Raw genomic sequence first — 13,184 nt, forward strand, 5'->3', positions numbered from 1 at the left:
CACCTCGCGGTGAAGCGAACGTTCAACACGCGGCAAAACCATGAGAATTTTTTCGGCTTTGCAGCTGCGAAATGTGATCTTGCAGGCGCAGAAAGTTCAGCTTCTAAATTGATTTTTAACGGGAATGTGACGCCAGTTCGGTTCGTCGTGAACGGTCGTCAAAACGGGCGTATAGGCGCCTTTCTGCGCGGAGATTTGCCGAATGGGCAAAATCCAGCCGGAATATTCTTGGCACGTAAAACGCCATTTGCAGCCACACTTACTCCGTGCATGGTGAATGGGCCGTGCGGCTCTACTTTGCCTGCGTCGCACAAGCACCTACTATTCCGTACCCCTTCCTTCCGCGGGCAGGCTTGTGGCTCCCACAAATACCTGCCCGCGTTTTTCTTTTTGCAAGTATTAGCCTACTTGCAGCATAAACCTGCGCATTATGCCGATATTCGCAGTCTGTTATTGAATATCAGCGAGTGTTTTCGGCATCTGACCCCCAAGAGATCCATAAACTCAGAAGGGCAGAAAAAATGCAAATCTCACAACCTATACTTGCACTTGCAATGTGCGCGGGGCTTGCGGCCTGCGGTGACAGCACCGGCGAACAGGCGCTATTGGGCGGCGGAGCAGGCGCGGTGGGCGCGGCGGTCGTCAATGCGGACCCGTTGTTCGGAGCTGTGGTCGGTGCCGCGGGCAACGTGCTCTACTGCAAGACGCAGAACAACTGTAAGTAACACCGAAAATTTCGGGGTGCGTGTCGCCCCGACCGTCATCGCGCGAAACGCTGTCATGGGGGCCGTACCCTGTGGCAGCGTTTTGCGTTTCCAGAACACCAAGACAAAGGACGTTCCATGTTCAACAAGATCCTGATCGCCAACCGGGGTGAGATCGCCTGCCGGGTAATCAAGACCGCTCGCAAGATGGGCATTGGCACCGTGGCCATTTATTCGGACGCGGACCGCAACGCGTTGCATGTGTCTATGGCAGATGAGTCCGTGCACATTGGCCCACCGCCTGCGAACCAGTCGTATATCGTGATCGACAAGGTCATGGATGCTATCCGTCAAAGCGGTGCTCAGGCTGTTCACCCGGGCTATGGTTTCCTATCCGAGAACGCAAAATTCGCCGAGGCGCTGGACGCCGAAGGCGTGGCCTTTGTCGGCCCCCCGGTCGGCGCGATTGAAAGCATGGGTGACAAGATCACCTCGAAGAAAATCGCACAGGATGCGGGCGTATCGACGGTTCCCGGTTACATGGGACTGATCGAGGACGCCGATGAGGCGGTGAAAATCTCGAACGACATCGGCTATCCTGTAATGATCAAGGCCAGCGCCGGCGGCGGTGGTAAAGGCATGCGGATTGCATGGAACGACGAAGAAGCGCGTGAGGGTTTCCAGTCGTCCAAAAACGAGGCGGCGAACTCGTTCGGCGACGACCGGATCTTCATCGAGAAATTCGTCACCCAACCACGCCACATCGAAATTCAGGTTCTGTGCGACAGCCACGGCAACGGCATCTATCTGGGTGAACGTGAGTGCTCGATCCAGCGCCGAAACCAGAAAGTCGTTGAAGAGGCGCCGTCGCCGTTCCTTGACCCTGAAACCCGTAAAGCGATGGGGGAGCAGGCCGTAGCGTTGGCCAAGGCCGTGAACTATGCCAGCGCGGGTACGGTCGAGTTCATCGTTGATGGCGAGAAGAACTTCTACTTCCTCGAAATGAACACTCGCTTGCAGGTGGAGCACCCAGTGACCGAGTTGATCACTGGCGTCGACCTGGTCGAGCAGATGATCCGCGTTGCTGCTGGTGAGAAACTGTCGATCACTCAGGATGATGTGACATTGACCGGTTGGGCGATTGAAAACCGTCTGTACGCCGAAGACCCGTATCGGAACTTCCTGCCGTCGATCGGTCGTTTGACCCGCTATCGTCCGCCGCAAGAAACCGCTGCGGGCCCGATGCTGGTGAATGGTAAATGGCAGGGCGATGCGCCAGAAGGTGAAGCTGCGGTGCGTAACGATACCGGCGTCTATGAGGGCGGCGAGATCAGCATGTATTACGACCCGATGATCGCTAAGCTTTGCACCTGGGCTCCGACACGCGAAGCGGCAATTGAGGCGATGCGTGTGGCGCTGGACAGCTTTGAGGTCGAAGGTATTGGCCACAACCTGCCGTTTTTGTCCGCCGTTATGGACCACCCGAAATTTGTCAGCGGCGATATGACGACTGCGTTCATCGCCGAGGAATACCCGGAAGGGTTCGAAGGCGTGGAACTATCCGAAACGGATTTGCGTCGGATCGCGGCGTCCTGTGCTGCGATGCACCGTGTGGCTGAAATTCGCCGCACCCGTGTTTCGGGTCGCATGGACAACCACGAACGCAAGGTGGGCAAGCGTTGGAATGTAACCCTGCAAGGGCAAGAGTTCGACGTTAAGGTCAAGGCGGATAAAGAAGGTGCGACCGTCAAGTTTGCTGACGGGGAAACTTTGCGCGTTGCATCCGATTGGACCCCAGGTGATCAACTGGCCATGGTTGATGTGGATGGTAGCCCCCTTGTCATGAAGGTTGGCAAGATCTCGGGCGGTTTCCGTATCCGTAACCGGGGTGCCGATCTGAAGGTGCATGTACGTCGTCCGCATCAGGCCGCATTGGCCAAATTGATGCCCGAAAAGCTGCCGCCTGATACGTCGAAAATGCTGCTTTGCCCAATGCCCGGCCTGATCGTGAAGATCAACGTCGAAGTGGGGCAGGAGGTGCAAGAAGGTCAGGCATTGTGCACTGTAGAGGCAATGAAGATGGAGAACATCCTGCGCGCCGAGAAGAAAGGCGTGGTTGCCAAGATCAACGCAGGCCCCGGCGACAGCCTCGCCGTGGACGAAGTGATCATCGAGTTCGAGTGATCATGAATGCGCTTTTACCATATCTGCAAGTTTTCCCGGCGTTCTTCGCCGGGGCCTTGCCCAATGGTGAAAGCGTTCAGCCACCTTCGCGCCGTTCGCGGATCTCACGTTGGCGTAGGGGTGTCTTGTCGATAGAACGCCCTATTTCGCGAACGCTCCACGGGGACGGTTTGCGCAGTTTGACGACGCCGTCTTTGTCGACGAATACCATCTGGAACCCGCGTGGCCGTAATTGCGAACGGATCGGTGATCGTGCCGACGGATCGGTGTCTGTAATGACAATGACGTCCCGATCGCGCATAGCCTCTTCGCCTTCCATTAGCATGTCGATTTGCTGCTGGAACCGTGGATCAGCGGGCGTGTCGGCAAAGACGACAATGGGTCGATTGACCCAGAGGAATTCACTCAGATCGCCGTCACCGGCGGGGCGGACAAAGCTGTCATCAACGGGAGCAGCCCCATCGGCAGCAATTGCGGCCAGAGGGAATAGTGCCGAGAAAACAAGGGCAAGCGTGCGTGTCATAAGGCCTCCTGTTCCATCGAATATAGCCTCTCTGCATGGGAAAGCGACCATTGGAATGCAGGTTGGGTTCAAAAAAATGTTGAAATCGTCTGTGTGCCGCTTGGCGCAGGTCTGCACGGTGGGCTAGGCGAATGGATATCATCGTGCATTTTGGTGCGCATCGCTGTGCGACCACCAGTTTCCAGGAGTACCTGCGCCACAACGCCCGGGCGCTTGAACAGCAAGGCGTTGTTGTTTGGGGGCCGGACACCGTCCGCGAAACGAGTTTGCGCGCCCTTCGATCCATGACACCTGAATCTATTGCGGTGTTGCAAAGCGATTTGGACCAATGTCAGGAAAAGGGCATCCGACAGCTTCTGATCAGCGAAGAGAACTTTTTGGGGATGATGCCGCAGAACTTCAGCACTGGAGAGCTTTATCCGGATGTTGCACTGCGCGCGCAGCTTGTGTCAGAGGCCTTTGCCGGTCGTGTTACCAAAGTGGTGATCAATATCCGGTCGTTGCCCGCGTATTGGTCCTCTCTGGCGGGATATGCCCTCAGGAACAAAAAGAAATTCGGGTCAACTATGCGTTGGACCAAGATCGCTCAACACCCTCGCAGCTGGCAGGATGTAATCGCGGACCTTGCCCAAGCCTTTCCGCAAGTGCCGCTAATGGTTCTGCCCTTCGAGGAATTCGCCGGCCGCCCCGATCAGCAACTTGCAACTTTGATTGGTATTTCTGCACCGACTGAGGCGACGGATTTGTGGTTCAACAAAGACCAAGATGACGACCTGCAAGCACCGAGCGGAGCTCAGGAACTGAGCCTGATGACAAAGTTTGCAGGAGATTTGTCGTGGCTGGCATCAGGAGCCGACGGTTTGGCCCAGTTGTGCCTGCTACAGGAAAAAGAACGCGGCGACTTTTCGCCTGCTTAAGAACGAATGGACGAGAGGAAATCGAAATGACCGATACAAAGGATTGGAATGCGCTGGCTGAGAAAGAGCTGCGCGGTCGTCCGTTAGACGATCTGACCAAGGAAACGTTGGAAGGCATCGACGTCAAACCGCTCTACACGCAGGAAGACACGGCCGATTTGGAGCATATGGGGTCTCTGCCGGGATTTGGCCCTTTCACGCGTGGCGTTAAGGCGACCATGTATGCGGGGCGTCCGTGGACAATCCGTCAGTACGCAGGCTTTTCAACGGCCGAAGAGTCGAACGCATTCTACCGCCGCAATCTGGCCGCAGGTCAGCAAGGCGTATCCGTTGCGTTCGATTTGGCGACGCACCGCGGCTATGACAGTGACCACCCGCGCGTGGTCGGCGATGTCGGCAAGGCGGGTGTCGCCATCGACAGCGTCGAAGATATGAAGATCCTGTTCGATGGTATTCCGTTGGACAAAGTCTCTGTTTCTATGACTATGAACGGCGCGGTTATCCCGATTTTGGCGAACTTCATTGTCGCTGGCGAAGAACAGGGTCACGACAAATCGGTTCTGTCGGGCACCATTCAGAATGACATTCTGAAAGAATTCATGGTGCGCAACACCTACATCTACCCGCCTGAGCCTTCGATGAAGATTATCTCGGACATCATCGAATTCACGTCGAACGAGATGCCCAAGTTCAACTCGATCTCGATCTCGGGCTACCACATGCAAGAAGCCGGGGCGAACCTGGTACAAGAACTTGCCTACACGTTGGCCGACGGCCGCGAATACGTGCGCGCCGCGACCGAGGCGGGGATGGACGTTGACAAGTTCGCGGGCCGTCTTTCCTTCTTCTTTGCAATTGGCATGAACTTCTTCATGGAGATCGCCAAACTGCGCGCGGCCCGTACCCTGTGGCACCGGGTGATGACTGAATTTGGTGCAAAATCCGAACGTTCGAAAATGTTGCGAACTCACTGCCAGACTTCGGGCGTTTCTCTGCAAGAGCAGGACCCCTATAACAACGTAATCCGCACCGCCTATGAGGCGATGAGCGCGGTTTTGGGCGGGACACAGTCGCTGCACACTAACGCGTTGGATGAGGCGATTGCGCTGCCTACCGATTTCTCGGCCCGCATCGCAAGAAACACTCAGCTGGTGTTGCAGGAAGAGACAGGAGTCACCGATGTAGTCGATCCGCTGGCGGGTTCTTACTACGTCGAAAGCCTGACCAACGAGCTGATTGAAAAGGCCTGGGCCCTCATGGAAGAGGTCGAGGAGATGGGCGGTATGACAAAGGCCGTGGCCTCCGGCATGCCAAAGCTGCGGATCGAGGAAAGCGCGGCCCGTCGTCAGGCCATGATCGACCGAGGCGATGAGGTGATCGTCGGGGTCAACAAGTACCGCAAACAACAGGAAGACCCGATCGACATTCTGGACGTCGACAACGTCGCTGTGCGTGAGGCTCAGGTCGCACGTCTGGAACGCATCCGCGCAACCCGCGATGAGGCTGCTTGCCAACAAGCGCTGGAAGCTTTGACCAAGACCGCCCAAGAGGGTGGAAACCTGCTGGCCGCTGCCGTCGAGGCCGCCCGCGCCCGCGCATCCGTAGGAGAGATCAGCATGGCAATGGAAAAGGAATTCGGGCGTCACCGCGCCGAGGTTAAAACGCTGGCTGGTGTCTACGGTGCCGCCTATGAAGGCGACGAAGGATTTGCCGCAATTCAGAAGTCCATCGAGGATTTCGCCGAAGCCGAAGGCCGCCGTCCGCGTCTGCTGGTCGTCAAAATGGGGCAGGACGGTCACGACCGAGGCGCCAAGGTGATTGCCACCGCGTTTGCCGATATCGGATTTGACGTGGACGTCGGCCCTCTGTTCCAGACCCCAGCCGAAGCCGCTCAGGATGCTGTGGACAATGACGTGCATGTGGTCGGAATTTCTTCGCAGGCGGCAGGGCACAAGACACTGGCGCCGCAGCTTGTGGAGGAGCTGAAGAAAGCCGGTGCTGAGGACATCATCGTGATTTGTGGCGGCGTAATCCCGCAGCAGGATTATCAGTTCCTCTACGACCACGGTGTCAAAGCCATCTTTGGCCCGGGCACCAACATCCCTGAGGCCGCGCAGGATATCCTGCGTTTGATCGGCGAAGCCAAAAGCTGATCTCAGGTTTTTCGACGAAAAATCTTGTGATCCTGAGCCTTTGGCTGAAACATGCGACCAGACCCGAACAGGTCTGGTCGTTTTTTTTGAGGAGGCGCATGTGTTACTGGATCATCTGGCTGTCGCAGGCGAGACGTTAGAGGAGGCATCTGCTCACATCGAGGAAGCCTTGGGTGTACCACTTCAGGCCGGCGGCAAGCACGACACCTTTGGGACGTATAATAAATTGTTGGGTCTGAGAGATGGGTTGTACCTTGAAGCGATTGCAATCGATCCTCAGGCTCCGACTCTGGAGCGTACCCGATGGTTTGATCTTGATCGTTTCGAAGGGCCACCTCGCCTGAACAACTGGATTTGCAAGGTTTCAGATATCGAGGCTTCTTTGAGCGTTTTCCCCGATGGTGTCGGAACGCCGATCGACTTGGCTCGAGGTGCGTTGAGATGGCAAATGGCAGTTCCGCCGAATGGTAGGCTCCCATTCGACAATCTGTTCCCAGCGCTTATCCAGTGGCATGGTGATCTACATCCAGCCCAGATGTTGCAGGACAGTGGATGCCGTTTGAGGCGGTTGGTCGTGTTCCACCCGGATGCCTTGGATCTTGCAAAGCTGTTGGGTGACTTAGAGCAGGTGGTCTTCGATACCGGGCCCGCGGCCTTGCGCGCCGAGTTTGAAACACCGCATGGCAACCGTGTGTTGGAATGAAAATCCGGGTCGCTGAACTTGGGGATGCCGCGGCAATTGCCGAGATCGCAAATCAAACCATCCGCGATACGCTGATCACGTTCACAACCAAAGAGCGTAGTACGGACAGCATCAAGGAAGATATCGCTGCGCGTCGTCCTGCTTACCTTGTCGCTGACAGCGGCGGGGAGATAGTGGGCTTTGCAACCTATGGCCCATTTCGGGCTGGCCCAGGGTATGATCAGACCCGTGAGCACACCATTCAGCTTTCATCCAAGGCACGAGGGCAGGGGCTTGGGCGATCGCTTATGTCGGCGCTCGAAAACGCCGCCCGGGCAGAGGGGGTGCACGCGCTGGTGGCTGGGATTTCAGCGGTCAATCTGGGGGCTCTGGCCTTTCATTCAGCCTTGGACTTTGTCGAAGTTGGACGGATGCCCGAAGTCGGTTTCAAATGGGGCAAGCGACTGGATCTTGTGCTGATGCAGAAAATTCTTGCTGACGAGCGATCTATCGCACCTGACAGTCCTGAAATGGGACGCTAGGGTACGTCCATGTCGATTTGGACCCGAATATCCGACGCACTGAGTGCGCTTGCCCAAGGCGAAAGCCTAACGGCTGTTTTTGAGAAGCTGCGCACGCCGCCTGAACGGTCTGTCGCGTTTGCGATTGCAGTTATTGCTTTGGGCGCAAAAATGGCAAAGGCCGATGGGCAGGTGACACGGGATGAGGTTACAGCCTTTCGCGATGTGTTTCAGATTGCGCGCGATGACGAAGCTGGTGCGGCCCGCGTTTTCGACATGGCCCGAACCGACGTCGCCGGGTACCAGGATTACGCGCGCAAGATCGCTCGGATGTTCTCTGATGACAGCACCACTCTTTGCGATTTGATGGAAGGCTTGTTCCACATCGCGATGGCTGATGGGTTCTATCACCCGAATGAAAACGAGTTTTTGGAAGAGGTTAGCCGGATATTCGGCCAATCCGAGGCTCAGTTCATGGCTCTGCGCGCCCGGTTCGTGCCTGATGCCCCTAATGATCCTTATACGGTTCTCGGTGTCTCACGCGATATGCCATTGCCGGATATTCGCAAAGTCTGGCGGCAACTCGTACGCGACACGCATCCGGATGCAATGATGGCGCGCGGGGTGCCCGAAGAGGCCATTCGATTGGCCGAAAAGAAGATGATCGACATCAACCGCGCTTGGGATGAGATCAACGGCGCGAGGGCCTAACGCAATGCGGCTGGCGACCTACAATATCGAATGGTTCGCCAATCTGTTTAACCGCCGCGATGAATTGGTTGTGGACGATAGTTGGTCAGGGCGTCACGGCGTTACCAAAGCACAGCAAGTCGAAGCGATCGCCAAAGTTTTGACAGCAGTCGATGCGGATGCGTTCCTCATCGTTGAAGCGCCTAATACCGGTAAAAAGCAGAACACCGTACGCGCCCTCCAGAATTTTGCCGAGGCGTTTGATTTGCGCACCTCAAATGCCGTCATGGGGTTTGCCAACGACACCCATCAGGAACTTGCCCTGCTTTACGATCCGCAGGTGCTGACAGTGCGTCATGACCCTAAAGACGGTGATGTCAAAGCTCCGCGTTTCGATGGTGTGTTTCGGATTGATCTGGATATCGACGCAACCGAGGACCGTGTTCAGTTCTCTAAGCCCCCGATGGAGTTGGCTGTTGAAACCCAAAGCGGTTCGCAGTTCCGAATGATTGGCGCACATCTTAAATCCAAGGCGCCACACGGAGCCGAGTCTCGTGATGAGGCGATACGTATTTCGATTGCAAACCGGCGCAAACAACTGGCTCAGGCAATTTGGTTAGCCCGACGGATCGAGGCGCATGATGCGGCCGATGAGCAGGTTATTCTGTTGGGGGATTTGAATGACGGCCCCGGTTTGGACGAGTTCGAAAACCTGTTTGGCCGGTCATCGGTCGAGATCCTTTTGGAAGCCGGTTTATATGATCCCCATCCTATCACTGCTGAAGGGGTTGCATCAGGCTCAATCCCGTCGACGGCCCGGTTCGTGCGTGCTGATGGACAACATCTTGAGGCGTTGTTGGATTACATAATGATCAGCGCTGGCTTGCGGTCGCTTCGTCCAGAGTGGCGCATCTGGCACCCTTTCCGCGACGAAGCCTGCCTATCCGCCCCTGACCTGCATGAGGCGTTGTTGGTGGCATCCGACCATTTTCCAGTTTCTTTGGACATCGACCTCTAGCCTTCCACAACCAAGGCGCACCACCTATATTTGACGTATGAAACATCTTATTCCGATCTGTGCGATAACGGTTGCTTTGGCTTTGCCCGCCAGAGCCGAGGAAGACACCGGGAAGTCTCTGATAGAGCAGGGTGCTGAGCTGTTCCTCGAGGGGTTGCGACAAGAAATGGAACCTGCGCTAGAGGATTTGCAGGATATGGTCAGCCAGTTCGGTCCGGCCATGCAATCTTTCATCGAAGAGATGGGGCCAGCCTTGGCTGAACTCGCCGCAGAGATTCAGGATTGGAGCGCGTATGAGGCGCCCGAAATGCTGCCCAATGGCGATATCATTATCCGCAAGAAACCACCGCAAGAGGCCCCGGAATTACCGGAGCAAACCGAGCAAGACTCAGATGGCGCGACAGAGATCTAAGGTCTGCCGATAATAACGCGCACCTCAGATCGCAATGCATTGGCCAGCGATGTCAGCCGCGCCTCGGCAACCTCATTGTACAACGGACCGGCAGCCTTGGGTAACCTAAGCTCAAGCTGACGTTTTTTGGGGTAAAACCGCAAAGTGCCCATCGCGGCGTCGTTTTGCATCCACAACATCGCACCGAACCGCATAGCTTTGCCCAAAATTTCAGCCTGTTTCTGGTCTTTTTCATCCAGCAATTTGTATAGCGGCTCGAACCGGTTGCCTTCTCGCTTATTACGATACCGATGCTGAAGAGCGAGGCCGATAAAGATCCGTTCAGAGTGCTTAAGACCACCAAGATTGGCGCGGGTGACGTAGTCAAAGCAAACCTCGGCCCGGTAGTCGGGGTGCGCCCGCCAACTGACGTCATGCAACAGGCATGCCGCTTTGATCAGACGAATTCGCGCGGGCGGGGCCGATTTGAACAGCGGCATCACAAAGTCATAAAGGTGCTTTCCGAACCCTGGCAGACGGGCATCTTTGGCTTCGGAAAACCGGCTAGCCTCAATCAGAGGATCGCGGTCGCGCAGTATTTGCGGCATCTGCTCGTACAGCAGGCCTTCGCGGATGCCGTAGCTTGAGATCGCTATATCCTTGGGTTTGAACGTGCGGATAAGTCGGGCCAGTACGTCCATTGCATAGGGAATGAGCGCCATACGCGAGCTAGAAACGCCGGCGAGGCTACGCAGCTTATCCGGATCACCCTTTTCGATGAACTTAATGGTCTGGTGAACCTGTTTCGTGGTCATGCGGTATTCATGCAGCACGTTCAAAGGATAACCACGGCGCAGCATGTCCAGACGTGCAAAGGCGCGCCAGCTACCACCAACAAGGAACAGACGGTCACGTTGCGGCCCCATCTGGTCGCGCAGTTCTTCCATAGTAGCCTTGATATGGGCCTTGCGTGCACGCCGACCGCCCTTGATGTCGCGTAGCTTCAGCGGTCCCAGAGCAGACGTCACCCGACGTCCTACATCACCGTCACCGATCTCGGCCAATTCCATAGATGACCCACCGATGTCGCAGATCAGGCCATAAGCACCCGGCCATCCCAAAAGAACGCCTTGAGCAGACAGGCGTGCTTCTTCCTCGCCGTCGATGACCGCAACGTTTAACCCGGTTTCTGATTTTACCTGGTTGCAGAACTCCGGTCCGTCCTTTGCTTCGCGTACAGCCGCTGTGGCGACGACGTGAAGCCCGGGCAGGCCCAGATCTTCGGCCAGTTGCTGAAATCGGCGCAGTGCGGCCAGCGCGCGCTCGCGCCCGCGCGGGTTCAGGCGACCGGTCTCGGAAAGACCTGCGCCAAGTTCGCACATGACCTTTTCGTTGTAAAAATAGGCCGGGGACCGAGCGGCCCCATCAAATATCACCATCCGAACCGAGTTGGACCCGACGTCGACAACGCCAACACGCGACAGCGCGCGGGCTTCGGGGTTGTCGAACAATGGCTTTCCGAAAGAACCCCAGTCTGGGATGTTGGTTTCGACGGTCTGATCCATGTCTCTTCCAGATTTTCCGGTCTTAGTTTGCGAAATCAACGGGTTTCGGTCAATTGTCTGGTTCGCTTTCAATAGCGTCCGAATTCAGAACTCTGACAGCCAGGGCACGAGTGATTTCGCGCTTTTCCGAAAGACCGATTCTGTCCAACCTTTCCACCACTTCTGCAGCGGTTTCAAAGCGTCGATCCATGTGTTTCACGAGATAGGCGATAACCTCGGGGCCTGGGTTCAACTGACGGTCGATGAACAGTTTGGCCAAGACAGCCCCCAGCAGGGCATCGTCAGGTGGATCGAGCGCCACGTGATGCGCGCCTTCGATCCGGCTTTGCAGGTCCGGCAGCGGTAATTGCCACAAATTGGGCGTCAATCGACCGGTGATCAATAGTGCTCGACCTTCGGCCAGAACCAGATTGTGAAGGTGAAAGAGTGTTTTTTGCTGTTCAAGATCACCCGCAACCATCGGCACGTCTTCGATTGCAACCGGAGTGCGAGCCAAGTTCGGTACGTCGTCATAACGAACGTCCCGGGCCTGAATGATCCGGCCTCCGGTTTCCGCTGCCCAGACGTGGGCCAGATGGGTTTTGCCCGCTCCCGCAGGACCGCTGAGCACAAGCTTGTTGCCCGGCCATGACGTGGCCGAGATCATTGCTACGGCAAGTGCGTTTGCAGGTGAGACAAAGAAATCCTCTCGGCCCAATGCAGTTTTGGCCGGTAGATCAAAGCTCAGTTGTCGGGACATTTATTCGTTATCCTGGTTCGGCCCTTCAAGGCCGGTATACAAGCGACTATCCAGATAAACCGATGTCAGGAACCGCGCCACTACGCCCAATGCCGCAGCAACAGGCACAGCCACCAACATGCCGACAAAGCCAAAGAGCGCGCCGAAGACTGACAGTGCTAACAACAGCCAAACAGGATGTAGACCCACCGAGTTGCCGACCAGCTTGGGTGTCAGAAAGTTGCCCTCAGTCACCTGACCCAGCGCAAAGATTCCGGCTACTAGCCCAATCTGGGCCCAGTCGCCCCAGAATTGAAAGAGGGCAAGACCAATGGCCAATGTGCCGCCGATCAGCGCGCCGAGATAGGGGATGAAGGTTACCAGACCGGCAATGAAGCCCACAATCAGGCCAAATTGCAATCCAACGGCCATAAGGGCCACGGCGTAATATGTGCCAAGGATAAGGCACACCGTCCCCATGCCGCGAACGAACGAGGCCAGCACTGCATCGATTTCACCAGCTAGGCGTTTGATCGTTGGGGCGTGGTCGCGGGGCAAAAGCTCGCCAATGCGAGCAATCATGCGGTCCCAGTCCAGTAGCAAGTAGACGGCAACGACCGGGGCAATGACGAGCAAAACGACGACGTTTATTGCGGAACCCAGAGACGCCACTACCGATTGCAGGACATCACCGGTTTTGGACTGCAATGTCTCACCAATCGAAACCAACGCTTGGTGTGAGTTGGACTCCCTATCCAGAAGGGACGGGAATTGTTTTTCGATAAAGCCACGCAGCTCTTTGAACAGGCTGGGCAGTACCTCTACCAGGTCAATGAGCTGAGTGATCAAGGCCGGAACGACCATCAACACCATCAAGACGAACCCAAGAATGCCGACAATGGTGATGATACCGGTAGCCGCCATGCGTGAAAGGCCAAGGTTTTCCAGCCGGTCCGCGAGCGGGTCGAGGAAATAGGCAATCGCCCCGCCGATGACAAAAGGCAGTAAAACATCGCCAAGTGCCCACATCAGCAGCACAAAAAATGCAGCCGCAACCCCCCAGTACCTGAGCTGATCCTTCACCGGCAAAGCCATGGCTGTCCCCTTGTTTTCGGCTC

Annotated in this window: 13 protein-coding genes; 9 read left to right on the plus strand and 4 right to left on the minus strand. The window is 56.3% G+C overall.

Annotated elements, in window-relative coordinates:
• The first annotated feature begins 521 nt into the window (after window positions 1-521).
• Window positions 522-725: a hypothetical protein gene (locus ACR0EO_RS09415; RefSeq protein WP_480689214.1), complete on the plus strand. Its 204-nt coding sequence runs from the start codon at window positions 522-524 to the stop codon at window positions 723-725.
• Between the two features lie 117 nt (window positions 726-842).
• The gene (locus tag ACR0EO_RS09420) at window positions 843-2,888 is read left to right on the plus strand and encodes an acetyl-CoA carboxylase biotin carboxylase subunit (protein ID WP_480689216.1); all 2,046 of its coding nucleotides are present in this window, start codon (window positions 843-845) and stop codon (window positions 2,886-2,888) included.
• Window positions 2,889-2,964: 76 nt separating this feature from the next.
• On the opposite strand, the gene ACR0EO_RS09425 is transcribed toward ACR0EO_RS09420, so the two are convergent.
• The gene (locus ACR0EO_RS09425; protein WP_480689217.1) at window positions 2,965-3,411 is read right to left on the minus strand and encodes a DUF4174 domain-containing protein; all 447 of its coding nucleotides are present in this window, start codon (window positions 3,409-3,411) and stop codon (window positions 2,965-2,967) included.
• A gap of 131 nt (window positions 3,412-3,542) precedes the next feature.
• Between ACR0EO_RS09425 and ACR0EO_RS09430 the strand changes: the two genes are divergently transcribed.
• The 7 genes from ACR0EO_RS09430 to ACR0EO_RS09460 all read left to right on the plus strand — a co-directional run bounded on the left by ACR0EO_RS09430 (window position 3,543) and on the right by ACR0EO_RS09460 (window position 9,804).
• Window positions 3,543-4,328 (plus strand): hypothetical protein, encoded by a 786-nt coding sequence (locus tag ACR0EO_RS09430; RefSeq protein ID WP_480689218.1) that lies wholly within the window; start codon window positions 3,543-3,545, stop codon window positions 4,326-4,328.
• A gap of 26 nt (window positions 4,329-4,354) precedes the next feature.
• Window positions 4,355-6,481, plus strand: a complete 2,127-nt coding sequence (gene scpA / locus ACR0EO_RS09435; RefSeq protein ID WP_480689220.1) for a methylmalonyl-CoA mutase — start codon at window positions 4,355-4,357, stop codon at window positions 6,479-6,481.
• Window positions 6,482-6,581: 100 nt separating this feature from the next.
• A complete protein-coding gene (locus ACR0EO_RS09440; RefSeq protein ID WP_480689222.1) occupies window positions 6,582-7,184 on the plus strand; it encodes a VOC family protein in 603 nt (200 codons plus the stop codon).
• Entirely contained in the window at window positions 7,181-7,705 is a 525-nt protein-coding gene (locus tag ACR0EO_RS09445; protein ID WP_480689224.1) for an N-acetyltransferase family protein, read from the plus strand. Before ACR0EO_RS09440 ends, ACR0EO_RS09445 begins: the two co-directional genes overlap by 4 nt.
• Before the next feature lie 9 nt (window positions 7,706-7,714).
• Window positions 7,715-8,395 carry a TerB family tellurite resistance protein gene (locus tag ACR0EO_RS09450; protein WP_480689226.1) on the plus strand — a complete coding sequence of 227 codons (681 nt, stop codon included), beginning with the start codon at window positions 7,715-7,717 and terminating at the stop codon, window positions 8,393-8,395.
• 4 nt (window positions 8,396-8,399) lie between these two features.
• Window positions 8,400-9,392: an endonuclease/exonuclease/phosphatase family protein gene (locus ACR0EO_RS09455; RefSeq protein WP_480689228.1), complete on the plus strand. Its 993-nt coding sequence runs from the start codon at window positions 8,400-8,402 to the stop codon at window positions 9,390-9,392.
• 37 nt (window positions 9,393-9,429) lie between these two features.
• Window positions 9,430-9,804, plus strand: a complete 375-nt coding sequence (locus ACR0EO_RS09460) for a hypothetical protein (protein ID WP_480689230.1) — start codon at window positions 9,430-9,432, stop codon at window positions 9,802-9,804.
• Here the strand turns inward: ACR0EO_RS09460 and ACR0EO_RS09465 are convergent.
• The 3 genes from ACR0EO_RS09465 to ACR0EO_RS09475 are packed head-to-tail and all read right to left on the minus strand — an operon-like array spanning window position 9,801 to window position 13,161.
• Complete coding sequence (locus tag ACR0EO_RS09465; protein WP_480689232.1) at window positions 9,801-11,348, minus strand: Ppx/GppA family phosphatase; 1,548 nt, start codon at window positions 11,346-11,348, stop codon at window positions 9,801-9,803. The genes ACR0EO_RS09460 and ACR0EO_RS09465 overlap by 4 nt on opposite strands.
• A gap of 49 nt (window positions 11,349-11,397) precedes the next feature.
• The gene (locus ACR0EO_RS09470; protein ID WP_480689234.1) at window positions 11,398-12,087 is read right to left on the minus strand and encodes a P-loop NTPase family protein; all 690 of its coding nucleotides are present in this window, start codon (window positions 12,085-12,087) and stop codon (window positions 11,398-11,400) included.
• Window positions 12,088-13,161 carry an AI-2E family transporter gene (locus ACR0EO_RS09475; RefSeq protein WP_480689236.1) on the minus strand — a complete coding sequence of 358 codons (1,074 nt, stop codon included), beginning with the start codon at window positions 13,159-13,161 and terminating at the stop codon, window positions 12,088-12,090.
• Between the last annotated feature and the right edge of the window lie 23 nt (window positions 13,162-13,184).

Source organism: Ruegeria sp. BE9 (assembly GCF_056538765.1).

Coding starts and splice junctions, on each gene's coding strand:
- ACR0EO_RS09415 (WP_480689214.1), top strand. CDS start 522: ATGCAAATCTCACAACCTATACTTGCACTTGCAATGTGCGCGGGGCTT.
- ACR0EO_RS09420 (WP_480689216.1), top strand. CDS start 843: ATGTTCAACAAGATCCTGATCGCCAACCGGGGTGAGATCGCCTGCCGG.
- ACR0EO_RS09425 (WP_480689217.1), bottom strand. CDS start 3,411: ATGACACGCACGCTTGCCCTTGTTTTCTCGGCACTATTCCCTCTGGCC.
- ACR0EO_RS09430 (WP_480689218.1), top strand. CDS start 3,543: ATGGATATCATCGTGCATTTTGGTGCGCATCGCTGTGCGACCACCAGT.
- scpA (WP_480689220.1), top strand. CDS start 4,355: ATGACCGATACAAAGGATTGGAATGCGCTGGCTGAGAAAGAGCTGCGC.
- ACR0EO_RS09445 (WP_480689224.1), top strand. CDS start 7,181: ATGAAAATCCGGGTCGCTGAACTTGGGGATGCCGCGGCAATTGCCGAG.
- ACR0EO_RS09450 (WP_480689226.1), top strand. CDS start 7,715: ATGTCGATTTGGACCCGAATATCCGACGCACTGAGTGCGCTTGCCCAA.
- ACR0EO_RS09455 (WP_480689228.1), top strand. CDS start 8,400: ATGCGGCTGGCGACCTACAATATCGAATGGTTCGCCAATCTGTTTAAC.
- ACR0EO_RS09460 (WP_480689230.1), top strand. CDS start 9,430: ATGAAACATCTTATTCCGATCTGTGCGATAACGGTTGCTTTGGCTTTG.
- ACR0EO_RS09465 (WP_480689232.1), bottom strand. CDS start 11,348: ATGGATCAGACCGTCGAAACCAACATCCCAGACTGGGGTTCTTTCGGA.
- ACR0EO_RS09470 (WP_480689234.1), bottom strand. CDS start 12,087: ATGTCCCGACAACTGAGCTTTGATCTACCGGCCAAAACTGCATTGGGC.
- ACR0EO_RS09475 (WP_480689236.1), bottom strand. CDS start 13,161: ATGGCTTTGCCGGTGAAGGATCAGCTCAGGTACTGGGGGGTTGCGGCT.